This window comes from Neobacillus sp. OS1-2, assembly GCF_030915505.1.
GTDB lineage: Bacteria > Bacillota > Bacilli > Bacillales > Cytobacillaceae > Neobacillus.
Genome location: NZ_CP133265.1, coordinates 17,099 through 42,749, shown reverse-complemented (window position 1 = coordinate 42,749; position 25,651 = coordinate 17,099). Strand labels below are relative to the sequence as shown.

24 protein-coding genes are annotated in these 25,651 nt (G+C 39.5%); 19 read left to right on the top strand and 5 right to left on the bottom strand.

Features of this window, described 5'->3' with window-relative positions; genetic code table 11:
• The first annotated feature begins 60 nt into the window (after positions 1–60).
• Both RCG19_RS00200 and RCG19_RS00195 read left to right on the top strand, forming a co-directional pair.
• Complete coding sequence (locus tag RCG19_RS00200) at positions 61–1,563, top strand: MFS transporter (RefSeq protein ID WP_308109217.1); 1,503 nt, start codon at positions 61–63, stop codon at positions 1,561–1,563.
• A gap of 214 nt (positions 1,564–1,777) precedes the next feature.
• Complete coding sequence (locus RCG19_RS00195) at positions 1,778–3,079, top strand: MFS transporter (protein WP_166240069.1); 1,302 nt, start codon at positions 1,778–1,780, stop codon at positions 3,077–3,079.
• Between the two features lie 72 nt (positions 3,080–3,151).
• Here RCG19_RS00195 and RCG19_RS00190 read toward each other — a convergent pair whose 3' ends face one another.
• A complete protein-coding gene (locus RCG19_RS00190) occupies positions 3,152–3,331 on the bottom strand; it encodes an H-type small acid-soluble spore protein (RefSeq protein ID WP_166240072.1) in 180 nt (59 codons plus the stop codon).
• A 113-nt stretch (positions 3,332–3,444) separates the two neighbouring features.
• Complete coding sequence (locus RCG19_RS00185; RefSeq protein WP_308109216.1) at positions 3,445–3,633, bottom strand: hypothetical protein; 189 nt, start codon at positions 3,631–3,633, stop codon at positions 3,445–3,447.
• A 489-nt stretch (positions 3,634–4,122) separates the two neighbouring features.
• On the opposite strand from RCG19_RS00185, the gene RCG19_RS00180 reads away from it, so the two are divergent.
• On the top strand, positions 4,123–6,078 hold the full coding sequence (locus RCG19_RS00180; RefSeq protein WP_308109215.1) for a lipoteichoic acid synthase: 1,956 nt from the start codon (positions 4,123–4,125) through the stop codon (positions 6,076–6,078).
• 122 nt (positions 6,079–6,200) lie between these two features.
• Here RCG19_RS00180 and RCG19_RS00175 read toward each other — a convergent pair whose 3' ends face one another.
• Positions 6,201–6,677 carry a hypothetical protein gene (locus tag RCG19_RS00175; RefSeq protein ID WP_308109214.1) on the bottom strand — a complete coding sequence of 159 codons (477 nt, stop codon included), beginning with the start codon at positions 6,675–6,677 and terminating at the stop codon, positions 6,201–6,203.
• A gap of 196 nt (positions 6,678–6,873) precedes the next feature.
• On the opposite strand from RCG19_RS00175, the gene RCG19_RS00170 reads away from it, so the two are divergent.
• Both RCG19_RS00170 and RCG19_RS00165 read left to right on the top strand, forming a co-directional pair.
• Positions 6,874–10,281, top strand: coding sequence for a hypothetical protein (locus tag RCG19_RS00170; protein WP_308109213.1), 3,408 nt, complete (start codon positions 6,874–6,876; stop codon positions 10,279–10,281).
• Between the two features lie 228 nt (positions 10,282–10,509).
• A complete protein-coding gene (locus tag RCG19_RS00165; protein ID WP_308109212.1) occupies positions 10,510–11,670 on the top strand; it encodes a cation:proton antiporter in 1,161 nt (386 codons plus the stop codon).
• Positions 11,671–11,810: 140 nt separating this feature from the next.
• On the opposite strand, the gene RCG19_RS00160 is transcribed toward RCG19_RS00165, so the two are convergent.
• A complete protein-coding gene (locus RCG19_RS00160) occupies positions 11,811–13,277 on the bottom strand; it encodes a cbb3-type cytochrome c oxidase subunit I (RefSeq protein WP_308109211.1) in 1,467 nt (488 codons plus the stop codon).
• Position 13,278: 1 nt separating this feature from the next.
• Positions 13,279–13,815 (bottom strand): cupredoxin domain-containing protein, encoded by a 537-nt coding sequence (locus tag RCG19_RS00155; protein WP_308109210.1) that lies wholly within the window; start codon positions 13,813–13,815, stop codon positions 13,279–13,281.
• A 210-nt stretch (positions 13,816–14,025) separates the two neighbouring features.
• On the opposite strand from RCG19_RS00155, the gene RCG19_RS00150 reads away from it, so the two are divergent.
• The 14 genes from RCG19_RS00150 (at position 14,026) to RCG19_RS00085 (ending at position 25,613) form a co-directional block, all read left to right on the top strand.
• Positions 14,026–14,154 (top strand): hypothetical protein, encoded by a 129-nt coding sequence (locus RCG19_RS00150; RefSeq protein WP_308109209.1) that lies wholly within the window; start codon positions 14,026–14,028, stop codon positions 14,152–14,154.
• 241 nt (positions 14,155–14,395) lie between these two features.
• Entirely contained in the window at positions 14,396–14,740 is a 345-nt protein-coding gene (locus RCG19_RS00145) for a PadR family transcriptional regulator (RefSeq protein WP_308109208.1), read from the top strand.
• Entirely contained in the window at positions 14,737–15,078 is a 342-nt protein-coding gene (locus tag RCG19_RS00140) for a DUF1048 domain-containing protein (RefSeq protein ID WP_308109207.1), read from the top strand. The genes RCG19_RS00145 and RCG19_RS00140 overlap by 4 nt, the downstream gene beginning before the upstream one ends.
• Positions 15,079–15,293: 215 nt before the next feature.
• A complete protein-coding gene (locus tag RCG19_RS00135; RefSeq protein ID WP_308109206.1) occupies positions 15,294–16,055 on the top strand; it encodes an ABC transporter ATP-binding protein in 762 nt (253 codons plus the stop codon).
• Positions 16,056–16,805: an ABC transporter permease gene (locus RCG19_RS00130; RefSeq protein ID WP_308109205.1), complete on the top strand. Its 750-nt coding sequence runs from the start codon at positions 16,056–16,058 to the stop codon at positions 16,803–16,805.
• 332 nt (positions 16,806–17,137) lie between these two features.
• Positions 17,138–18,136, top strand: a complete 999-nt coding sequence (locus tag RCG19_RS00125; RefSeq protein WP_308109204.1) for an ABC transporter substrate-binding protein — start codon at positions 17,138–17,140, stop codon at positions 18,134–18,136.
• Between the two features lie 119 nt (positions 18,137–18,255).
• The gene (locus tag RCG19_RS00120) at positions 18,256–19,287 is read left to right on the top strand and encodes an ABC transporter permease (RefSeq protein WP_308109203.1); all 1,032 of its coding nucleotides are present in this window, start codon (positions 18,256–18,258) and stop codon (positions 19,285–19,287) included.
• On the top strand, positions 19,262–20,056 hold the full coding sequence (locus RCG19_RS00115) for an ABC transporter ATP-binding protein (protein ID WP_308109202.1): 795 nt from the start codon (positions 19,262–19,264) through the stop codon (positions 20,054–20,056). Before RCG19_RS00120 ends, RCG19_RS00115 begins: the two co-directional genes overlap by 26 nt.
• Positions 20,057–20,303: 247 nt before the next feature.
• Entirely contained in the window at positions 20,304–21,419 is a 1,116-nt protein-coding gene (hppD, locus tag RCG19_RS00110; protein ID WP_374049569.1) for a 4-hydroxyphenylpyruvate dioxygenase, read from the top strand.
• Positions 21,420–21,516: 97 nt separating this feature from the next.
• Positions 21,517–22,137, top strand: a complete 621-nt coding sequence (locus tag RCG19_RS00105; RefSeq protein WP_308109201.1) for a flavin reductase family protein — start codon at positions 21,517–21,519, stop codon at positions 22,135–22,137.
• Between the two features lie 5 nt (positions 22,138–22,142).
• Positions 22,143–23,075 carry a fumarylacetoacetate hydrolase family protein gene (locus RCG19_RS00100; RefSeq protein WP_308109200.1) on the top strand — a complete coding sequence of 311 codons (933 nt, stop codon included), beginning with the start codon at positions 22,143–22,145 and terminating at the stop codon, positions 23,073–23,075.
• Positions 23,075–24,238, top strand: a complete 1,164-nt coding sequence (locus tag RCG19_RS00095) for a homogentisate 1,2-dioxygenase (RefSeq protein WP_308109199.1) — start codon at positions 23,075–23,077, stop codon at positions 24,236–24,238. Before RCG19_RS00100 ends, RCG19_RS00095 begins: the two co-directional genes overlap by 1 nt.
• A 104-nt stretch (positions 24,239–24,342) precedes the next feature.
• Entirely contained in the window at positions 24,343–24,957 is a 615-nt protein-coding gene (locus RCG19_RS00090) for an NUDIX hydrolase (RefSeq protein WP_166245773.1), read from the top strand.
• A gap of 113 nt (positions 24,958–25,070) precedes the next feature.
• A complete protein-coding gene (locus tag RCG19_RS00085) occupies positions 25,071–25,613 on the top strand; it encodes an NADPH-dependent FMN reductase (protein ID WP_308109198.1) in 543 nt (180 codons plus the stop codon).
• Positions 25,614–25,651: the final 38 nt, after the last annotated feature.

Genomic DNA, 25,651 nt, shown 5'->3' with positions numbered 1-25,651 from the left:
TAAATATATAACGGTTCATCTGAGGGTATAGTAAAAGGAATGGGAACAAGGAGGATGAATATGAAACAAGGAACAAAACAGCTCATTATTCAAACGGGAAGTCTTGTTGCTGGCTTTATGGTTTGGGTGCTTATTTCTTCATTAATGCCTTTTATTAAGGAGGATATCCCCTTATCGTCAACTCAAATTGCATGGGCAACGGCTGTACCCGTCATTTTAGGGTCATTGCTACGGGTACCAATTGGTTTTTGGGCCAATCGGTTTGGCGCTAGAATTTTATTTACGATTAGTTTTATTATTTTGTTGGTACCAATCGCACTTTTAAGCTTTGCAAATTCAATCCTTATGTTGATTTTAGGAGGATTTCTGCTTGGAATTGGCGGAGCAGTCTTTTCGATTGGGGTCACCTCATTACCGAAATACTATCCTAAAGAAAAGCATGGCTTTATAAATGGAATATATGGGGCAGGTAATATCGGAACGGCCATCACATCATTTGCAACACCTGTGTTAGCTAATTCCTTTGGTTGGAGGACGACGATTCAAATATTTTTAATTATTGTCCTGATATTCGCTATTATTAATTTCCTTTTAGGAGATAAAAAAGAACACAAAGTAAATAACTCAGCAAAAGAGGTAATAAAAGAAGTATACAAAAATCCGAAACTTTGGTTTTTAAGTTTATTTTACTTCATCACATTTGGTTCCTTTGTTGCCTTTACGATTTATTTACCTTCTTTTTTAGTCAATCACTTTGAATTAGATAAGGTAGATGCAGGCTTACGTACTGCTGGTTTTATTGCCTTGGCTACTTTTTTTAGACCTGTAGGGGGGTGGCTTGGCGATAAAATCAACCCTTTTCTTATCCTTATGGCTGTCTTTTTTAGTTTAACCTTTGCAGGGTTCCTACTTTCATTCACACCATCTTTGCCGATCTATTCATTTGGATGTTTATTGGTTGCTTTCTTCGCAGGGATTGGTAATGGAGCCATTTTTAAGCTAGTTCCATTTTATTTTTCAAAGCAAGCAGGGATTGTCAATGGTATTGTTGCAGCAATGGGAGGTCTGGGGGGGTTTTTCCCGCCAATCATCTTAACAATTCTGTTTAATTGGACTGGACATTACGCGATTGGTTTTATGTCGCTATCCGAATTCTCGTTGGCAAGTTTAGTAATCGTTGTTTGGCTTTATTATCAAGAAAAGCTTGATATTTCCGCTAAAATTGTGAACCACGCAGTGGATGGTATCTGTGTGACCGATATAAACGGAATCATCCAGAGCATCAACCCGGCGTTTACAAAGATCACAGGTTATAGTAAGGAAGAGGTAATTGGTAAAACACCGAGTGTCCTGCAATCCGGTGAACATGATAATGACTTTTATAAAAACATGTGGGCGAGTCTTAAATCAAACGGAATTTGGGAAGGGTATATTTGGAACAAACGAAAAAATAATGAGATTTATAAAGAATGGTTAACCATTACAGCCATCAAGGATGATGCAGGGGAAATAAAAAATTATGTAGGAATGTTTTACGAAGAGAATGACCGTTCTAAGGAATAAATGACATGTGGGACCTTCAAAATCGAAGGTCTCTTTTTTATGTCAAAAAAAGAATTTGTCGACTTTTTGACAATCCCTTTGTGTTCACAGTTCCTTCACTATTTTTGTGACGAACGTCACAAAAATCATGTTACCATGTGGTTTATATTAACATCATCAACAACAACTATTAAATCAAAACATCATTTACACAACCATATTGGGGGAGAAATTTATGGCACGTATTAATTATTGGAATCCAGAAGATGAAAAGTTCTGGAAAGCTGAAGGAAAAAAACATGCAAGACGAAATCTTTGGATCTCCGTACCATCTTTGATGCTAGCATTTATCGTTTGGCAAATTTGGTCCGTTGTTGCAGTTAGACTTAACGATATTGGGTTCCACTTTACCGAAGAACAATTATTTACACTTGCTGCTATCCCTGGTCTAGTGGGTGCAACCCTTCGTTTTGTCTATACGTTCGCTGCCGGGTCAATGGGTGGAAAGACTTTTACAGTCATTTCAACAGCCGTGCTTGCGATACCGGCAATTGGTATTGGTTTTGCTGTTCAAAATCCCGAAACACCATTTTCTATCATGCTATTACTTGCAGCCCTTTGCGGTTTAGGCGGCGGAAACTTTTCATCTTCATCAGCCAATATCAGCTTCTTCTTTCCTAAAAAGGAAAAAGGAACAGCACTTGGAATTAACGGCGGCTTAGGAAACATGGGTGTCTCTGTTGTACAATTCGTTACACCATTAATTGTAACTTCAGGAACTTTCGCATTAGTTGGCGGCAAACAAGTTTTAGCAAACGGACAGGAAGTTTGGTTACAAAACGCAGCTTTCATTTGGGTGATTCCAATTGTGATTATGACATTACTTGCGTTCTTTAAAATGGATAACGTTCCAGGAGCAAAACAAACCGTTGCAGACCAATTTGTGATTGTAAAAAGGAAACATACGTGGATTATGACGGCACTTTATGTAGCGACATTTGGTTCATTTATTGGATATTCTGCGGCATTCCCGCTGTTACTAAAATCTCAATTTCCGGAGCATATCTCCCTTGCCTTCCTTGGTGCATTGGTAGCAGCAGCGGCAAGACCTGTAGGTGGATGGATGGCTGACAAACTGGGTGGTGCTAGAGTAACGGCATATGTATTAGTGATCATGGGAGTAGGAGCAACAGGAGTTATTTACTTCTTGAATGGGAAACAATTTGCGGGATTCTTAATCGCTTTCTTAGTTTTATTCTTAGCATCAGGTATTGGTTCTGGATCAACATTCCAAATGATTCCAACTATTTTTATTCCAAAAGAAGCAGCACCAGTAATCGGATTTTCAGCAGCATTTGCTGCATATGGCTCATTCTTCATTCCGAAGCTTTTCGGATGGTCAGTAAATGCTACTGGAACACCAGTCACTGCTTTCTATTTCTTTATTGGATTTTACGTTATCGCATTTGGACTTAACTGGTTCTTCTATCAAAAGAAAGCAACAGGTGCAAAACAATTGGCAAAACAGGTTGGATGATTTCTTCCCACTTAGATATTGAAAAAAAGGCAGGAATTTATCCTGCCTTTTATTTATGAAGAAATGGAACAATTAATCTTCTAGTAGTTCACCGATTTCAACAGTCGTTCTTTCTTCAAGTGGACCCCGCAAATGAACGGTTGCTGTTTTCCCATCTTCATTTAATTGGTCAATCCATACAGAGGTCCCATTGTATTTTACTTCAATATCTGCTGTCGAGGATAAAATTTGTTTTACGCGGTTAACATTCATTGTTTTCACTCCTAAGAAGATAGTCAGTTTATTCTTTGTATTGAATGGTTTTTTCATACAAATGGGTTGATTTTTTATCTTTTGTAACCGCTTTCTTCTATTATATATGTGTGTTACCAATCATCATGAAATTGAATCCGGACACCATTTACGGTTCCAGGTTCGTCAATACTTTCAAGGTCAGCCAAATAATTTGCCAACTCCATTTGCAGTTCTTTAGGAGCATCAGGTTTTAAATGCCAATTGCCGGGTTCATCCACAAAATAAGGACTATTGGTAAAAGCAGGCCTAATTCTAGGCATAAAGGATTCCTCTTTTCATTTCATTGTTATGTCTTTTGGGGTTAGGATTTCCATTCATGATAAAATTATTCACAGAGACTTCGAAAAGATAAGTCAAAATTCACATTGCACCATCCTTGTTTGAAGTATATGATAGGTAGAAATGTAATTTTGATTTGGATGTAGCTGGAAATTACCTAGAAGTGGAAAATAAAAAATATGAAACTATTTATTTTCTAATCCGTCTTATATAAATGAGGAATGAAAACAGTCATGTCCCATAAATAATAATCATACAAATAAAGGGAATGTTTCGATCAAATGAAACAAGCAAGGTAGTCAATAGATTCCACAAATTTTGTCGAATCAATAAAAATAATGACATAAATTATTGTTCTTTATCACCCTTAAATGGCAGGATTTATGTTTTTATTTTTATAGAAAATATGATATAGTAATTGAGGTTCGTTTACCGGAGCTTAAATTGGTAAGTGAGAGGAGAAGTTAGACATGAATAAATTTAGACTATCTAAAAAATTAAACAATAGTCATATTACATTCTTCGTAGTTGCCGTTGTATTATTTTGGATCAAAACCTATGCGGCATATCAAATTGAATTTAACCTTGGAATTGATAATAACCTGCAGAAATTTTTGTTACTAATAAACCCGTTAAGCTCAGCGCTTTTCTTTTTTGGATTAGCACTGCTCTTTAAAAAGCATACAAAGTTGGTTATGATTATTACCAATTTTCTATTATCTTTCTTATTATACGCCAATATAGCGTATTATCGGTTTTTTAATGACTTTATTACCGTCCCTGTTCTAATGCAGACAAAGACAAATGCAGGACAATTGGGAGATAGTGCACTTTCGTTAATGTCCCCATTCGACATTCTTTACTTTACAGACTTTTTTATTTTAATTGCTCTAGCATTAACTGTTTTCAAACATGTAAAGGTAACGAACAGAAAGTCATTTAAAATTGTCCTTTTGTTTGCCATTACGACCTTTTTATTTAACCTTGGATTGGCCGAAAAGGATCGTCCGCAATTATTGTCGCGTTCATTTGACAGGAATTACTTGGTGAAATACTTAGGCGCGTACAACTTTACCATATATGATGTCATTCAAAATGTTAAATCATCTAGTCAACGTGCTTTAGCGGATAGCAGTGATATTACGGATGTAGAAAACTACCGGAAAGCAAACTATGCTGCACCAAATCCTGAACTCTTTGCAAAAGCAAAAGGAATGAATGTTCTTTATATTTCTATGGAATCATTTCAAAGCTTTATGATTGATTATAAAATGCCTGACGGACAAGAGGTAACACCATTTTTAAATTCGTTGGTACACGATGGAAGCACGTTTTATTTTGATAACTTCTACCATCAAACAGGGCAGGGTAAAACTTCGGATGCTGAATTTTTAATGGAAAACTCTTTATACCCAATGGCTCAGGGTGCTGTATTTGTAAATAAAGCACAAAATACGTATCAAGCAATGCCATCTATTCTTAAAGGTCAAGGATACAGCTCAGCCGTCTTACATGGTAACTTTAAAACATTCTGGAATCGAAATGTGATCTATAAAGCATTCGGGTACGATCAATTTTTTGATGCAGAATACTACAACATGACAGATGAAAATACGAAGAATTATGGGATGAAGGACAAACCATTCTTTAAAGAATCGATACCGTTGCTTGAAAGTTTAAAGCAGCCGTTCTATACAAAGTTTATTTCCTTATCAAACCATTTCCCATTTGAAATGGATCCTGACGATACCGATTTCCCTGCAGGTGATTATGGTGATACAGTTGTGAATCAATATTTCCAATCTGCACACTATATGGATCAGGCTTTCGAACAATTTTTTAATGATCTAAAAGCAAATGGTATGTATGATAATACTGTGATTGTCATGTATGGTGACCACTACGGAATTTCCGAAAACCATAACGAAGCAATGGCTAAGGTTTTAGGCGTAGACGAGATCACTCCGGCTATTAACGCTAAACTGCAGCGTGTGCCATTGTTTATCCACGTTCCTGGTGTAAAAGGCGGAATCCAACATCAAGTCGGCGGAGAAGTAGACGTTCGTCCAACAGTACTTCACTTATTAGGAGTAGATACTAAGGATTATATGGAGTTTGGCTCAGATTTATTATCACCACAGCATCGTAATTGGGCTTTATTTAGAAATGGCGATTTTGTAGCATCCGATGTCCTCCAAATTAAGGACAAATGCTATTCTGATGCTACCGGTGAATTAATGGAAGATGCAAATGCATGTAAGGAAACCTCTGATAAAGTGAATACAGAACTACAAATGTCTGATGAAATTGTCTATAAAGATCTATTACGTTTCTATAAACCAGATGGATACACCCCAATTAACCCGAATGACTATGAATATTTGGGACCAAAGGGTAAAGGATCAAAAACATCGGAAAGTAATTAATCGAAAAAAGACTGTGACCAATGGTGTCACAGTCTTTTTTGTAATATAAATATCGACTACGAGAATGGTCTAGCTTGCTCCAGGTCATTCGCCGCTGGGCACGGCGCTTGCGCTTCTCTTATCTATTTCCGCCTAAAACCTTCTTCTTTCAAAAATTCCTCAGCCTCGCCGTATGTATCGAAGCTTGCATCAAGGTTTAACCCGAAGTAAATATTCCATGATTCGTTTTCATTCACCAGAATGAGGAGATTGTTTTCCTCATCTATCCATCGCTCTTCATTTGATTCTCCGACAATGGCTTCCTCAGCAACTGTTTTTTCTTGAGGTGATAGTGCTTGGATTGATTCTTTTAGCAAACGTTGCAGCTGTTCAGCAGAAAAATCGCGGATATTAACCATGCCTTTGTCATCTGTTTCATAGTTCGTCAAGTGCCCGGCATAAACGAAACCATTTCCTTTCGGATGCAGATGATAAACAATATTTTTTTTATCGGTAATACTGTTCGAAAACTGGAAGTTCACACGCCCAAGTGAAACATTTTTCCTTTCTAATTCACTAAAAGATTCAATAATCGCTAGTTTTTCATCATACGTAAGCATAGTTTCCTCCAATTGTTTACTCTTCATAATTTCTTATCATACAGACTTTTTGCCTAAAGGTAAAATTTATTTATTTCGGGGATTGAAAACAAGTAGCAAAGTGGTGTAAAATTACACTAAAGGTGAAAAAATGAGGAAATTTTTCCGATTATTTCTATAATCATTATCATAAGGCGATGAATAGAGGGGAAATTCAATGGGGCCAACCAGTAATGAAGAGAGAAAAAGAATTTTCAGGAAAGAACTATTCACATTAAAAGAAGAAGGGTATTTGTCCGAAAAGGTCGTTGAGCACGTGGCTAGGGCATATCACCAATATTACTTGGATTTAGTAGAAATTGAGGCAATACCGGTCCCAATGGAAACGGTTGCCCAAAAGCCTAAACCTGCACCTGCAAAACCGCAAAAGGTGAAAAAGACACTTACTCCTGAGCAGGTTCGTGAGAAGAACATCACATGGTTATTAAATATTGGGGTCATTTTTTTATTAATTGGCGGTTTGTTTGTGGCGACGAGTAATTGGGAATCGATGACTAGTTTCATGAAAAGTGGTTCGATAGCGATTGTATCGCTCCTATTTTATGGAATTGCTTGGCTAACAAATAAAATTCTGCACATCAAGAAGACGGCTTTTGCCTTTACTGTCTTAGGCAGTCTATTTTTGCCGATCTTTATCCTTTCGTTGGGGTGGTTTGGTCTTTTAGGCTCCTATTTATCTATAAATGGGGAGGGACGATATTTCCTCGGGATGCTGGGAAGCTTTTTCCCGTTGATGGTATATCTGTTATTTGCGATGAGCTTACGTTCAAGATTATTTGTTTGGTTTAGCTTTATTTCGTTATCTGCCGGGGTAGCCTTTATAATGGCAGGAACCAATCTTACAGTTGATTTCTTTTACCTTGGGATAATGACCTTTAATGCAATTCTTATTTTTGTCTATCATAAGATTAAAATGATCGACCCACTCAAATTGTTTACCAAAGAATTTGTCCCATATATACAGGTTAATCTCGTTCTGTCTACATTGTTTATGCTGTTTTTCTACCAGAATGAAGCAGTCTATAGTTTTAACCTATTATTAACCGCGATTATTTATTTATCGATGATGTATGTCAGTGGGAAAAAGGAATATCATTTTGTTTTCAGTTTGATGATTGTTTATGGTGCCTACCAACTAATTGAGCATAGTTTCCTTGATCATTTTGGGGCAATTGTTTACTCATTTATTGGTTTTGGAATCGTATTTGTCCCTAAAGTAATAAACGATCAATTTTCCTTACATAAAGCCTTTCACTATACGAGCGCAGTTATTTCCGGGTTCGCCTTTGTTTACATTAGTTTAGAAGGTATTTTCCTTCGTGCAGGGAATCCATCCCTTGTTCTCATGATTGCCTATTTTGTTATTGCGGCCAACTTTATTTATATATCCCATCAAAACTCAAGAAGGTTATTTCCGTATTTAAGTTCCTTGTTTGTAGCATCAGGCATTTACGAACTTATTGCATTACTAGTTCAACCCTTCGATGGGATCCATTTTTCACTTACATTATCCATTGGCGGTTTTATCCTATTTACCGTCTTTGGTTTTGTCCACCTATCCACCTATATAACAATCATTCGAATAGCATCTAGGGATGTCGGAATTACGTTAATGGCACTAGCCGGGTTGACCGCTATAACATTTCTTTATTGGTGGGAACTGGCTGTAATACTTTTCCTATTCGTTATTGTCGCCTTGTATCTACACAAGTTGGAGGAAAGGATCCTTTTTAAAAAAATAGCCCTTTTCTTACTACCACTTTCAATTGGTTTTTCTATTATGGCTTTTGGTGAAGAGATAAATGGTCGATTTCCTGTTTATCGACAAGAATTTGGATACGCGATTAATTTTACCATTGCAGCTTTATTGGTGTTATTGACCAGTATTGGCTGGTTGAAAGCCACCGAAAAAAAGCTCAGCCAAATTTCACTATTTGTCTCGCAAGCATTTTATACCGCTGCCATGATTCATGCACTGCTCTCCCCAAGCTATCAATTTTGGGTGCAGCCACTTGTCATGCTGATTGGAATTGTCATGTATTACTATTTCTATAAAGTGATTGGTGAAAAATGGGTTGCATTTGCTATCAGTATCACAACGCTTCTTTCTTATTTTTCGATTATTCATGCCATCCGTTCAATTGTAACGTTTAGCCCCATCTTGAATTCGTTAATTGCTTCCGCAAGTGCATTAATCATGTTGCTGATTGCCTATCTATTTCGAAAAAAAGGTCAGGACTTATCGAATGCCTATGCTTGGACAGGTCACATTATTCTTCCAGTAGCACTCGCATTTACTTGGTTTGCCTTTCATACAGACTCAGCCTACAGTTTCATACTTGCATTATGCGGATATGCAATAAGTACAAAATTAGCGAAGAGGGAATGGAAAATCAAAGTCTTTCTTTATGGAAGCTTTACAGCATCGTTTTTTATTGTTTCAACAAGTTTAGATCGAGTCATAACCCAAACCAATGGGCAGTATGAATTTCCAATCACCAGTGGGCTGATTCTAATTTTTTCACTTCTTGTCACTGAAGAGTATAAACAACGTATAGCTTATTATTTCGTGCCATTTTCGATTATGGGAATATGCTGCATGCTTATTACTTATCCGTTTGGCTTGTTGCCCTACGTCATAACTGGCCTTTATACTTTTGGAATTTTATTTTATTTGCATAAGACCAAATGGGATGTTATTGGAATTGCTCCATTATTCCTATTTTTCACAGCAACAGTTGAATTTTCATTTTTTAGCGGTATGAGAGAGCTCGAAAAATTACTGCTAGCAGGTGGTTTGGGAATTCTGATGACGATCATCGGACAACTGCTGTATAAGAAATTATTTGAAAGTGCTGCAAGGCTCCAGGAAATCAAGATAGATGGATATACAGTCGTATCCTTTCTATCCTTTTGGTTCATGTACTTTTTTACAAGCCAGCATTTGTGGAGCCAAGCACTGCCGGGAATTCTGATTGCTGCCGTTCTTTGGCAACAAAGAAAAAGAGTACCGGCAAGTGTCTCAGTCTTTATGCCGATTTTAGGAGGAGCCTATTTACTACAGCCATACTATGCCATCATCCGACAGGTAAATGTCCCGCCATTATGGGAGCGGGAGGTCTGTGTCCTGCCCATTATCATTCTAATGATTTTCATTCGCCGAAGTTTAAAAGGCCGATTTGCGGATGTTACAAAGTTGATCCAATGGGGAGTACTCATTATCGTAGCACTGCTCTTAGTCCAAGATGGAATGGCAAGCAACACGATATATGATGCGATAATAGTAGGATCTCTCTCCTTGATTTCAATGTTGACGGGGATGTTTCTGCAAGTTAAATCATATTTTTTCGTCGGTTCTGGAGTTTTACTGTTAAACGTTTTCTTACAAACCAGGCCATATTGGGGGAATATGCCGTGGTGGGTTTATTTATTAATTGCGGGGTTAATCCTGATCGCTGTTGCCAGCTTTAATGAATGGCATAAGCAAAAAGTACAAAAGGGTGAAACAACCTTTATAGCCATAGTGAAAGAAAAAGTTATTGATAAAATGAGAAAATGGGATTAAATCATGTTGAACTATCCCGTCGTTCCCAGATGATTCATCTTTTATTGAAAAATAATATAAAGTCTGTTATAATAGAATTAATCAAATAACTGTAGTAAATGGAGGAGCCTGTCACCAAGGGAGTAGTATGTCCTTTGGTAGACGGGCTCTTTTTATTTTCTCACAAAAGGAGTCTGTTTATAAAAAAACAGACTTTTTTTAATTTTATGAAAAAGGAAAGGTGATTTGATGCAATTACTTTTTGAATTAGCGATTATTTTACTGGCTTCGAAAATTGCAGGTGAAATAAGTGTAAAATTAGGGCAGCCCTCAGTACTCGGAAAGCTGCTTGTGGGAATTCTTTTAGGCCCTGCTGTATTAGGACTTGTTACAGAGACGAAAACATTAGAGGAAATAAGCCAAATTGGCGTTATTTTGTTAATGTTTATCGCTGGTATGGAAACGGATTTAGATGAATTTAAACGGTCAGGGAAGGCGTCAACACTTGTAGGATTAAGCGGAATTATCGTTCCGTTATTTGTTGGCTACCTTGCTGGAATTTTCATGAATATGACCACGTTTGAAGCGATTTTTTTAGGTCTATTGCTTTCGGCAACAAGTGTCAGTATTTCTGTTCAAGCACTTAAAGAGTTGAATAAAATGCAGTCAAGAGAAGGAACCACCATTTTAGGTGCAGCAGTCATCGATGACGTCGTGGTTATTATTGCCCTAGCCTTTTTAATGAGTATGGCAGGCGGGGATGTCAATCTAAGTATGGTAATAGTGAAAAAGGTTCTCTTTTTCGCAGGTGCTATCTTAGCGGCATGGAAGGTAGTCCCATGGGTATTAAAGAAGTTTGCCCCATTAAACGTGACAGAATCATTGCTTTCCGCGGCATTAATCATCTGCTTTCTGTTTGCTTATGTAGCGGAATTAACGGGTGTTGCCGCCATCATTGGCGCCTATATAGCAGGTGTTGCAATCAGTCAAACGAAATTTAAACATGAAATATTTGAAAAAGTAGAAACTGTTGGCTATTCGATTTTTGTCCCTGTTTTTTTCACTTCCATTGGTGTGAAAGCAAGTTTTGATGGACTTTCACAGCATTTTGGTGTGATTATTGGTTTAAGTATTCTAGCCATCTTAACAAAATTAATTGGTGCCGCAGCGGGTGCCAAATTAGCGAAGTTTTCATGGAAAAGCTCGATGGGAATTGGAGCGGCCATGGTTTCACGGGGAGAGGTAGCCTTAATAATTGCTTCCATTGGCTTAGAAACGAAGTTAATTAATCAAGAACTGTTTTCCATACTAGTCATTGTTGTTCTAGTTACCACCATTGTAACACCACCAATGATGAAATTCTTTTTTAAACAAAACGAAAGACAAAAAGCGGTGAAGATTACTGCCTAATAAAGAGAAAACAATCCAGCCCTCCGATTGGGCTGGATTGTTTTCAAATAAGATAGGATTTAATTCATTTCTGCTTTAAGAAACGTCCAGCGCATGCACCCTAGCAGCTAATGCTGAGTAGGGTGCATGCGATTTTCACATTAAGAAGCAGATTTAAGTTGTTTTTGGTCGGTTTGCTTGCCAACATTTTTTAAACCGATAAAAAACCTCGTTGTGAAAATAATGGCTGCTACAATAACAAAGATCCCGCAGATGGCACCAACCTGGTCAGACCCTGTCCATTCTGGAAGATGTTCAGCCCAGCGTCTTGGGGCACTTATTTTTCCGGCATAAAGGAACGAGCCTGCAATCCCGGAAAAGAATAAGAAATAGATGGAAATAGCAAATTTATCAAGTCCTGTTTGCTTTTGTGTTCCTTCGATTTTATTGAAATAATACATAAAACCGAAAATCATGGCAACAACACCCATCCCCATGTACGTATGAAAATGTCCTGGTACCCATTTCGTATTGTGCATCACATGGTTTACGACAATAGTAGCATCAATAATGGCAGGCACGGCACCGGCAACCCAGCCGAACATTGCTAAGAACATCATACTAGAAGCAAAGTCCCATTTAACAGCAGAACGGAAGACAATCATTAACGCACCATAAGCGGTAACGACCATAACGGGAAGTCCGTTTGCGTAAGAAAAAATTTGACCGATGATTAACATCCATCGTGGTACAGCAAAATCCATTAATAAGTGGTGTGTATAAATCATTAGGGTAAATAAGGTTGAAAAATTCCAGGCAATTAAAAAGGCTTTATTTGATTTCCAAGGGCGTCCCGTATACTCGGATAACACTTCATAAACTGCAATTACCGCCATATAAATTGTACAATTAGCAAAAATATGGCCAAAAGCATACGTTAAATGCTTTGCAAGCATTGGATCAAAGGTAAAATTAGGATTAAGTATGTTAATGATGGATTCAACTAAGGCTGTTGCACCGGCAAGAATTCCCGTTGAATTCGCTATGATGACCATTGTAGTGGCAACCACTGCTGGAGGTGGTCCATATCCTTTTTTACCTCTAAAAATATAGTCCCAGCCTAAGGATTTTCCTAATCCGCCATATTCCTTAATAAGGCGGGCAGCTAAGTAAAAATACATAACTAGGTAACCTACACCTAATAGGAGGAGACCGAATAAAAACAATAATGCTCCTGTAGTACCGTATATTTTGGCTGAGAATGATGGAAGTGGGTACAAGAATGTCCAGCCATCAGAAAAATTAAACCCAAAAATGGCAGTCAAAATCATCACGACACCAATTAAAGACAAAATTAAATTAGCAAAAAATACTTTATGATTTAAAAGAATATATTTTGAAAGGTAATACCACATGATGGCGCTTCCACCCAGAGCAGCAATACCAATCATACCCGTTCCATGAATGGTCATAACCTTATAAAACATCTGTGCAGGAATTTTAATCAGATTGCCTTGGTTCAATAACATGATTACACCGAAGATCATCATTAAAACCAGAACCACAGAGGTAACCATTAATGATAAAGCAACGCCTTTTTTAATCGAGTTCCGTGCATTACTTTCCATCTTATTTTCCCCCCTTAGGTTTCACAACGATGTCTTTAATCATCACATGATGGCCTGCGCTGCAATATTCCAAACAAAGGATCTTATAGGTTCCTGGTTTATCAAATGTGATGCTGACCGTATTTTTGTACCCAGGCATTGCCTGTGTCTGAGCTATCAGCTCCATTTTTGTGTCATAAAGACCAAAACCATGGGTAACATCCTTACTCGTGACGCGAAACTGTACTGGCTCCCCAACCGTAAAGTTTTCATCACTTAATTGCCAGGCAAATTGCATCCCCGTTACCTCCACAACTTTGCCATCCTCTTTAGCAAGGACATGCTGGTTGTGATAAGGAAGCTTGCTCAATGATATGGCTGAAGCAAATCCCATGATGGCAAGCAAGCCAAGGAAATAAAACTTGCGAATTTTGTAGCCTTTTTCTTGAATCGGTCCATACTCTCTTAATTTTCTCGATTCTCCATACACGAACGAAAAAGCAAGTGCTATGAGGAAAACGAAAAACAATGTAGCGTACCACGCGATAGATTGGTACATACTATCCCTCCCATTATCTGAATCTCAGAGTGAGCAGTCCCCCAACCGCCACCTGATTCATTTCCCATTGTAAACTGCTTTTTGTGAAAAAATAGTGAACTATATCATACTTTTACTAGTAATCTGTTAAAAAAGAAAAATACCCCCATGATTTGATAAGGACGGTCGAATTATCTGGTACATGAACAAGAACGCTATGGAGGTTAGATAATGGGAATCGTGTTTATTGATATTGACAAATTACTTGAAACTACATCGGATCTAACATCTGAGAAGAATAGTCAAATGGTAAAGAAGGTTGAAATTGATCAATTACTAGAAAAGACTCGTGATTGGTAAAATCATAAATTGTTCAATATATAATATGAATAGGGTGCCTTCTACTTAGTAGAAGGCTTTTTACATGGATCACCTGGATACTATGGGTGCATTTTTTTGATAAAGAGATTTATTCTTGACAAGAAATGCTATTATGCGTTACTATATACCAGTAGTCAGTAATACTGAATATAAGTAAAACATAGTACCTATGTTACCGAGCACTGGATAAACTATAGTGAAATACTAATGGGGTGGTATTTTGGAAAATATTACAGAAATGCTGAAAGGAGTACTTGAGGGTTGTGTACTTGAAATCATCAGCCGCGGCGAAACCTATGGCTATGAAATCACACAACAGTTGCGAGAACTTGGATTCGCAGATGTAGTTGAAGGCACCGTTTATACGATTACATTAAGGCTTGAGAAAAACAATCTGGTGGATATCGAGAAAAAGCCATCCACTATGGGGCCACCGAGAAAATTTTACACACTCAACGCTGCAGGGCATGAGCAACTTGAACTTTTTTGGAAAAAGTGGGAATTCATCTCAAGTAAAATTAACGAACTCAAAACTAAAAACATCAAAAGGAGAGAAGGAAAATGAATATTTTTGAAAAAATTATCGGGAGTTTGGATGACAAGCGGGAATGGAAGGAGCTGGAGTCGCGTGCAAAGGCACTTCCAAGTGAGTACCGCAACGCATACAAAGCTATTCAAAAATATTTGTGGACTTCTGGTGGTGGCCCAACTGACTGGAAGGACAGCAGCCGTATCTTCGGCGGAATTCTCGATCTCTTTGAGGAAGGAGCAGCGGAAGGCAAGAAAGTCACTGCCCTAACGGGCGAGGATGTTGCTTCCTTCTGTGACGATCTAGTGAAGGATGAGCAAACTTGGAAGGATAAGTATCGCAAAAAGCTGAACGATACGATTGGCCGTGGCTAACGGCAAGGCCCTAGTGGCTTTTCGCCTATTACCTACAAAGAAATAGATCAATAAATAATGCTGACTGAATAGCTGGCAACAAATGAGAATTGCCACCATTACTATTCAGTCAAATTTTTACCCTAGTAGTAAGTAATACAGACTATTAGTCGTACTAGGTAGGGGAGTGTAGGAATCTAGCGCATTGTTGTGCTTTTAATTGGGAGGAAAAAAAGATGAGTGATACAGCGATTTCTGTAAAAGGAATAACAAAATCCTTTAAAGACAAGGAAGTCTTAAAGGGGGTGGATTTTGAGGTGCGGCGTGGTGAAATTTTTGCACTGCTGGGCTCAAATGGTGCAGGCAAGACGACAACGGTCAGCATCCTCTCAACGCTGTTGAAACCCGATGACGGTGAAGTAGGTATTTGTGGCTTTGACGTCCAGCGTCAACCGGATCATGTTCGTCAGAGTATTAGCCTGACAGGGCAGTTCTCAGCTTTAGATGGTTTGCTCACCGGCCGGGAAAATCTAATGCTGATCGCCAAGTTACGAGGAGTTCCCAATCCCGCTAAAGTCGTCGACCAGCTACTTGCAAAATTCAGCCTGACCGATGCATCCAACCGCCGGGCGGACAAATATTCCGGGGGGATGAAGCGCCGGCTTGATATCGCCATGAGCCTGATCGGGACGCCAGCAGTCATATTTCTCGACGAACCGACGACAGGGCTTGACCCCGAAGCGCGGATGGAAGTCTGGAAAAGCGTCAAGGAACTTGCCGGCAGTGGTACGACCATCTTACTGACGACCCAGTATCTGGAGGAAGCCGAACTACTAGCCGACCGTATCGCTATCCTACATGATGGAAAAATCATCACAACTGGTACCCTTACCGAACTTAAGGAGATGTTCCCGCCCGCGAAAGTGGAATACATCGAGAAGCAGCCAACATTAGAGGAAATTTTCCTTGCGGTCATCGGAAAAAAGGAGGAGATGTAAATGAAAAGCACAACAGGTGTATTACTTGGGCGGTTAATGACCAATATCATGCGTAGTCCTGATACGATTATCACGGTGGCGATTACACCGATTATGATGATGATGCTGTTTGTCTACGTATTTGGCGGCGCCATAGAGACTGGCACGGATAACTACGTCAATTATTTATTGCCGGGAATCTTGCTGATGACTATCGCTTCCGGTGTTGCTTATACTTCCTTGCGGTTATTTAATGACGTAAAGAGTGGGTTGATGGTGCGTTTCATTACCATGCCCATTAAGCGCTCGTCGATATTGTGGGCTCACGTGTTGACCTCGCTTGTTTCCAATGCGCTTACTGTCGTGGCGGTTATCCTCATCGCTCTTTTGATGGGTTTTCATCCTTACGCTGATATTTTGGATTGGCTTGCGGTAGTTGGGATCCTTGGACTGTTTACACTGGCGTTGACATGGCTGGCTGTCATTCCCGGATTGACAGCAGGGTCAATGGAAGGGGCAACAGCATACTCGTACCCGCTGATTTTCCTGCCATTTATTAGTTCCGCTTTTGTACCTACCGAAACCATGCCTAAAATTGTTCGTTTGTTTGCTGAGAACCAGCCCGTGACTTCAATTGTGAATTCCATTCGTGCCCTCTTGTATGAAGGGGCTGCCGGCAACGGTATATGGATCGCGCTTGCCTGGTGCGTTGGCATTATGGTCATCGCATACTCCATTGCCAGCCAAGTATTTAAATGCCAGTTAAGGTAATCGAGCCAATATGGGATTTACCATATTTATTGTCGGCTATTGAGATAAATGTACCTGAACATGCAATCCAATAATTAATATTATTTATAGGATATTATTGCAATTACTAAAAAAGAAAGAGAATAAAATAAATAGCGATCGATAGTTATTTAAAAGCCTTGGTGCCTTCTACTAAAATAGAAGGTATTTTTTCTATCATTTATTCTATTGCTTTAAAGCAAAAAAATATTTTTGCATTTTCTATTGCTTTTAGCCCAAAAAAATACTAGAATAATTTTTAATATATGAAATTTTTAGAAAATTAGATGTTTAATTTAGGGGGATGTAAACTAATGAAGAAAAAAGTAAAAGGACTTTCGATTGCGTTGGCGGGAATGCTGCTGCTGGCCGGCTGTGGCAGTAAAGAATCTGCAGGTGGTTCGGAAAAGGATGGTGCAGATAAGGAGTTTAAGGTCGGTATTAGCCAATTTGCTCCGCATCCGTCTTTAGATGCTGCGACAGAAGGATTTAAAAAGGCTTTAAAGGACAAAGGACTTAAGGTAAAGTATGATGATCAAAATGCCCAGGCGGATCAAAATAATGTTCAAACGATTGCCAAGAATTTCGTTGGCGACAAGGTAGACTTAATATTTGCCAATGCTACTCCTAGTGCAACAGCGGCATTAAATGCGACAAAGGAAATCCCTATCGTCTTTACATCCGTAACAGATCCGGTAGTATCTGAATTGGTGGAAGCACTTGATAAACCGGGAAAAAATATAACCGGAACAACTGACAACCATCCTGATGCAACGAAAACAACGATTCATTTTATTACTGACGAAGTAAAGGCAAAAAATATTGGTGTCATCTATAATTCAGGTGAAGTAAATTCAGAAGTACAGGTAAAAGAAGTGAAAAAGTTAGTGGAGGAAAAAGGAGCTAAGCTTGTTGAAGTTTCAGTTGCCACTACATCAGAAGTGAAACAAGCTACTGAGTCATTGGTTGGCCGTGTGGATGCGATTTACGTTCCTACAGATAATACGGTTGTTACCGCTCTTGATTCTGTTATTGCCGTTGCCAACAGCAAAAAAATTCCGCTTTTCGTTGGTGAACTTGATTCTATGAAAAAAGGCGCGGTTGCGGCAAGCGGCTTTAGTTATTTCGACCTTGGCTATCAATCCGGCTTAATGGCGGTTGATATTTTAACTGGAAAGAAAAAGCCGTCTGAAATTCCTGTTGAACTTCCTAGTAGCTTAAAACTAGTTATTAATAAAGAAGCTGCCAAAGCACAAGGATTAGATGTAAAAGAGGAATGGAGCAAGCTTGGAGAATTCTACGATGGCAAATAAGAAATAAACCCTTTTCAAGGGGGATGCCTTTAAGAGGGGGTACCTCCTTGATTGGTACATAAGTAACGAAGGGCTAATGATAATTTTAGTTCTAATGACTCAATGAAAGGATGATCTCAATGTTTACAGCCATATTTGGATCATTTGAAGCAGGTATCATCTATGCGATTATGGCGCTGGGCGTCTATCTTTCCTTTCGTATTCTGGATTTCCCGGATTTAACGGTTGATGGGAGTTTTGTAACGGGTGCAGCACTATCTGCGGTATTAATCGCGAATGGAGTAGACCCATTTATCGCTACAATTGCTGCCCTTTTTGCCGGTTTTGCTGCCGGATGTATAACGGGACTATTGCATACATTCGGGAAGATTAATAACTTGCTCTCCGGAATCCTAATGATGATTGCCCTTTACTCTATTAATCTTAGAATTATGGGACGTTCAAATATTCCTTTATTGAATACAGATACTGCTTTTACAAAAATCAGTGGCTTTTTTGAAAAAACAGGAATTGATTCGTTCTTCAATAGTATTCTCACTGCGGTTGGTCTTGGTGACGATCTGCCGGAAACATGGGGAATTCTTATTTTCATGATCTTTGTAACCTTCCTAATTAAATTTTTAACGGACTGGTTTTTAAAAACGGAGATTGGCCTTGCGATTCGAGCTACAGGGGACAATAAACGGATGATTCGCAGCCTTTCCGCTAATACCAACCTACTGGTCATTCTTGGTCTTGGCTTATCAAATGCGTTGGTTGCATTCTCAGGCGCCTTGATTGCTCAACAGAGCGGATTCGCTGATGTTGGGATGGGAATTGGGATGATTGTCATTGGTTTAGCTTCTGTCATCATTGGTGAAGCGTTATTTGGGACACGGACGATTGCAAGAACCACCCTTGCCGTTATTGGCGGTGCCATTATTTATCGAATTGTGATTACCTTAGCGCTACGGGTAGATTTCTTGGAAACGGGTGATATGAAACTTATTACGGCTTTGATTGTCATAATTGCCCTAACTGCTCCGAAGATTATTGGCAGTACCAAAGAAAAAAAGCGGAAAGCTCGAAGAAAAGTGGAATTAATGAATATTATCCAAACTTCGGCAGAGGCGAAGGGGGAACATCATGCTGCAATTAAATCAGATTCATAAGATTTTTAATGAGGGCACACCTGATGAGAAAATTGCCATCGATCATGTGACACTTTCCCTTAATCCAGGAGATTTCGTGACGGTCATTGGCAGTAACGGTGCCGGGAAATCAACGTTAATGAATATCATTTCAGGCGTGTTAACACCTGATGTAGGGGCGGTTCAAATTGGTGAAAAGAATGTCACCAATATGTCGGAATTTAATCGTTCAAAGATGATAGGGCGTGTCTTTCAAGATCCGATGGCCGGCACAGCTCCAAGTATGACAATAGAAGAGAATCTCGCAATGGCCTATTCCCGGAACAAAATAAGAACACTGCGAAGTGGCGTTACGAAAAAAAGACGGGATTATTTCCGTGAAGTATTGGAATCACTTCACCTCGGACTGGAGAACCGTCTAAATGCTAAGGTTGGTTTGCTCTCTGGAGGAGAACGGCAGGCCCTATCCTTATTAATGGCTACCTTCACAGAACCGTCCATCCTTCTTTTAGATGAACATACGGCAGCACTTGATCCATCGCGGGCAGAAGTGATCACGAACCTAACAAAAGAAATTGTGGATAAATACAATCTTACAACCTTAATGGTAACCCATAATATGCAGCAGGCAATTGACCTAGGAAACCGATTAATCATGATGGATAAGGGACAAATTATTTTAGAGGTGAATGAGGAAGATAAGAAACATCTTACGATTGAAGGTTTATTGAGTGAATTCAAAAGAATTCGCGGTGTGCAAATGGCGAGTGACCGTGCAGTTCTTTCATAGGCTAAAAAATTTTTCAACAATTTTAGACAGCCATTTTATGGTTCAACTATATTTCCAATACGAAGATGATGAAAACATACCCTGTTTAGGTATGTTTTTTCTTTTTTCAACGGGAAATAATGCGGATTAAAAGGTTGGGCCTTTAGCACCCAACAGCGGTATTGCTTTACACCCAACTCTTGAGTGGACAACAACATTCCATTTAAAATTAATTCTGAATATTATAACTGTTATTGGAGGTAATATGATGAAAGAAAAGCGAATTAGAGCTAACCAGCTAGTTGATGACTTTTTTCCTGTACGGGATGTTGATTATATTGAGATTTACACCGGCAATGCCAAGCAAGCCTGTCATTTCTTTTGTACAGCATATGGGTTTAAGCCTGTTGCCTATTCAGGTCTTGAAACCGGAAATCGTGAAACCACTTCCTATTGTGTGAAGCAGCGCAATATTCGTCTCGTGATAACTGGATCATATGCAGAGGAGAGCAGGGTGGCCCAGTTTGTTAAAAAACATGGTGATGGCGTCAAGGACGTGGCCCTCTTGGTTGACGATGTGGAGAAAGCGTTCGAAGAAGCTGTCAGTAGAGGTGCGATTGTCCATGCTGCTCCATATGAAATGGCGGACGCCCATGGAGTTGTCAAGAAAGCCGTTCTAGGTACATATGGCGATACCATCCATACGTTGATTGAACGGAAAAATTATCAGGGAGCATTTTTGCCAGGCTTTGAACCATATACCGCATCATTACCGATAGTGGATACTGGGCTAATTGGAATTGACCATGTTGTGGGTAATGTCGAGAGGATGGAGGAATGGGTGGAATATTATTCAAAGGTAATGGGCTTTAAAGAAATGAAACATTTCTCTGACAAGGACATTACGACTGAGTATTCTGCCTTGATGTCAAAGGTAATGCATAACGGCGGCAGGATTAAGTTCCCAATCAATGAACCAGCCGAAGGCAAGCGTAAATCACAAATCCAGGAATTTTTAGAGTTCTACAATGGCCCTGGTGTGCAGCATTTGGCGATTTTGACTGAAGACATTGTTTCAACCGTAACTGAGTTAAAAAAGAACGGAGTAGAATTTCTGAAGACGCCGAGCACCTATTATGACTCATTAGGAGAGCGGATTGGAAAAATTGATGAGGAAATTGAAAAGCTGCGGGAACTAGATATTTTGGTTGACCGTGATGATGAAGGGTACTTATTGCAGATTTTCACAAAACCAATTGTAGACCGCCCTACGTTATTTATCGAGATCATTCAGCGTAAGGGTGCCCGTGGTTTTGGAGAAGGAAACTTTAAAGCGCTATTTGAATCAATTGAACGCGAACAGGAAAGACGTGGAAATCTATAAAATTTTGGTTTTATTAGGTTATCGGCGAATCTTAAAAGATCAACAATCTATTTAGAAAAAATCATAATCAATAGCAATGAATCGAGGTGTAACCAATTTGGAGATTACTCCTGAAACTCTTGAATGGAGAGAGGCATATAAACTATTAGTGGGGTCTATTTTACCTCGTCCGATCGCTCTTGTGTCAACCAAAGATGAGAATGGTACAGCCAATGCGGCACCGTTCAGTTTCTTTACAGCTATTTGTGCTGACCCCATGCTTATTTGCTTTTCACCCCTGCGAAGGGGTAAGGATGGTGCAAAAAAAGATACGTTGGTCAATATAGAAAAAACGGGTCAATTTGTTATCAATATTGTCAGTAATGCAATGGCGGAACAAATGAATGAATGTGCGATTGAATTTGCTCCTGAAATCGATGAACTGGAAGAATCGGGTCTATCGAAAGAACCAAGCGTAAAGGTACGAGGACTACGTATCAAGGAATCTCTCGTCCATTTCGAGTGTGAACTCTATCAGGTGCTCCATTTTGGCGATACTCCCGGTGCCGGCAGCCTTGTCATCGGCAAAGTAGTTCATGTACACGTGAACGATGACCTTTTTGACAAGGGGAGAATAGATACAGAAAAATTACAGCCGATTGGCAGAATGGCCGGTACTATCTTTACTGACCCATTGGCTAAAACGTTTGAAATGATTCGAAAAACGGAAAAAAGGTGAGCTCTGTGAAATTTGTTACCTTTGCAAAAAAAGATGGCTCAATCCGTGCGGGATGGTTAGCCGATGAAGATCATGTAGTAGATATGAAGGAAGCATCCGGTGGGACACTCCCTGATAATCTAGTGAATTTTCTCGATCATTCTGAAGAATTTATGAAAATAGTGAATCATTTTAATCCAAGTGGGCAAACAGGGATCTACCGGATGAGTGATATTCAATTAAAAGCACCACTCCCCGTCCCTAGAAGTTTTCGGGACTTTTATGCCTTTGAGCAACATGTAAAAACGGCTAGAGAGAACCGAGGTCAAGAAATGATACCGGAGTGGTATGAGATTCCTGTTTTTTATTTTTCCAATCACTTAGCGATTAAAGGGCCGGAAGAAGGCATTGTAAAACCAAAAGAGTGCGAGTGGCTTGATTATGAGCTTGAAATTGCTTGCATTATTGGGAAAGAGGGCAGAGATATCCCTCGGGATAGGGCAGATGAATATATATTCGGTTATTGTATTTTAAATGATTGGAGTGCTAGAGACCTGCAAAGAAAGGAGATGAAGGTCGGACTTGGTCCTGCGAAGGGAAAGGATTTTTCCACCTCTATCGGTCCGTGGATTGTCACCAAGGACGAACTGAAACCATTTAAAGCTGGAAATGGTTTTAATCTCTCCATGCATGCCCGTGTGAATGGTATCCTGCTATCGGAAGGAAATATGAAGGACTTATATTATTCCTTTGCTGAGATGATTGCTAGAGCATCACAGGACGTTACGCTTTATCCAGGTGAAATGATCGGATCTGGAACGGTTGGCACAGGATGTATCCTTGAATTAGGTGAGGAAATTCATCGCTGGCTCGAACCTGGTGATGAAGTAGAATTGGAGATAGAACAAATAGGTGTGTTGAAGAATACGATTATCACTGGAAACGAGGAGGTGAGGTGATGTATTACCGTCAAATGGGAAAGGTTCCCCATAAACGACACACCATGTTGAAAAAAGACGATGGCAGCTTGTATAGAGAGCAGGTGATGGGAACAAGGGGGTTTTCAGGAACACAATCGATTTTGTACCACCATTTTATGCCAACGGAAGTGGTAAAGGCAGAAATGATTGGCAGCTATTTACCGGAATATGAAGAGCAGCAGTCGTTAAGGCACCGGCATTTTTTTACTAGTCAAATAGGGGTGCAGGGTGATGCACTAAAAGCAAGGACCTATTTATTAGGTAATCAGGATTTACTGATTGGAACAGCGAACGTGACGGCAGAAATGAAACATTTTTACCGCAATGGCGACGGAGATGAAATGCTTTTCATTCATCATGGCAGAGGGAAGCTCGAGACAATGTTCGGGACGATTTCCTACCGGCCGGGTGATTACCTAGTGATTCCAATTGGGACCATTTTTCGGATAATCCCGGATGAAAATGAAAGGACAAAAATGCTTTTTGTAGAATCCTTTAGTCAAATTACGACTCCAAGGCGCTACCGGAACGAATATGGTCAGCTCTTAGAACACAGCCCATTCTGTGAGCGTGATATCCGCGGCCCAGAAATGTTGGCGACGTTTGCTGAAAAAGGAGAGTTTGAGGTAGTTACAAAATCAAGAGGGATGATTTCATCGCATATACTCGGACACCATCCTTTCGATGTGGTTGGCTGGGACGGCTATTTATATCCGTGGGCTTTTAATATCGAGGATTTTGAACCAATTACTGGCCGAGTTCATCAGCCACCACCAGTCCATCAAACATTCGAAGGGAATAATTTTGTTGTCTGTTCCTTTGTGCCACGTTTGTATGATTACCACCCGCAAGCTATCCCAGCTCCGTATTATCACAGCAATGTCAACAGTGACGAACTCCTCTATTACGTCGAGGGTAACTTCATGAGCCGTAAAGGGGTGAAAGAGGGTTCGATCACATTACATCCAAGTGGGATCCCGCATGGTCCACATCCCGGGAAAACGGAAGCGAGTATTGGCAAAAAGGAAACATTGGAGCTGGCCGTAATGATTGACACCTTCCATCCTCTGAAAATTGTAAAGTCGGCACAAAACATTGAAGACACTGCATATATGTATTCTTGGCATGAAAAGAAGGAGTAACTTAAAAAACAATCCAACTTTATTTGTTGGATTGTTTTTTTCAAAGAGTACATAAAAAGTGGTATTGTAGTAGTAAGAGAAAATACAGGAATGGGGGTGAAATCATGGAGTTGGAAAAGGTTTTAGGCAAATTAAATGGTCATTCACCTAAAATCCTTGGAAGTGAAACATTTTCAAAATATGCTGTCATGGTGCCATTGCTGCAAAAGGAGGATGGGATTCATGTGTTATTTGAGGTCCGTTCCCTTGAATTAAGAAGGCAGCCCGGAGAAATTTGTTTTCCAGGGGGAAGAATGGATGCTGACGATCTCGATGAAGCAAGCACAGCCATTCGTGAGACGGTTGAGGAATTAGGCATTGATAAAGAGCAGATTTCGGGCGTGTATCCCCTGGATTATATGATTTCACCTTTTGGAATGATGCTCTATCCTTTCGCGGGATACATTAATAGGCCTGAGGACATTCAGCCCAATCCTGCGGAGGTTGGCGAGATATTTACGGTCCCACTCTCTTTTTTAATTGAAAATGATCCTGAAATCCATCATGTTCAATTAAAAGCAGAACCGGAGAAAAGTTTTCCGTATGATTTAATACCCGGCGGTGAAAATTACAAATGGCGCACCAGAGGGATTGAGGAATATTTTTACCGCTATAATAATCGGGCGATTTGGGGGCTAACCGCAAGGATCCTTGCTCATTTTATTGAAATCATTCGCTAATCATTTTAGTTCCCCGATTAATTAATTTGAGCAGGTTTCTTGGTTTTTAGACCGCTTTTTACTATAGTAACTATATTAATAAAAATTCACCTAGGATAAAGGAGTATTGATTTATGAAAATAGTTGCTATCGTGGGAAGTAATCGGAAACAATCGATTAATAAAAAACTTGTTGCGTTTATGAAGGAACGTTATCGTGATAAAGTTGATATTGAAATTTTACCGATTGGAAATTTACCAATGTACAACCAAGATGATGAATTAACTCCGTCGGAAGTCGTTACGGAAATCAAAAAAAGGGTTGCAGAAAGTGATGGTGTCCTCATCGCCACTCCAGAATACAATCATTCCATTCCTGCTTTTTTAAAAAATGCGCTTGACTGGTTTTCACGAGTAGACAAAGTCATGATCAAGAAACCAGTCATGGTGGTAGGTGCGACGCCAGGTGTGATGGGAACTATTAGAGCGCAGCTTCATCTACGACAAATATTGCATGCATTGGGAGCCCTAACTTTGCCAGGTAACGAAGTCCTAATCAATGCCGCATTAGAAAAAATAGATACAGAGGGCAACATGACACACGAACCGACCCTCGCATTTCTTGATACTGTAATGGATAACTTTATGGATTGGGTTGAAAAAACAAAATATCTATAAAAAGTAATAGTGAGATTTCCTTATGGGGTCTCACTATT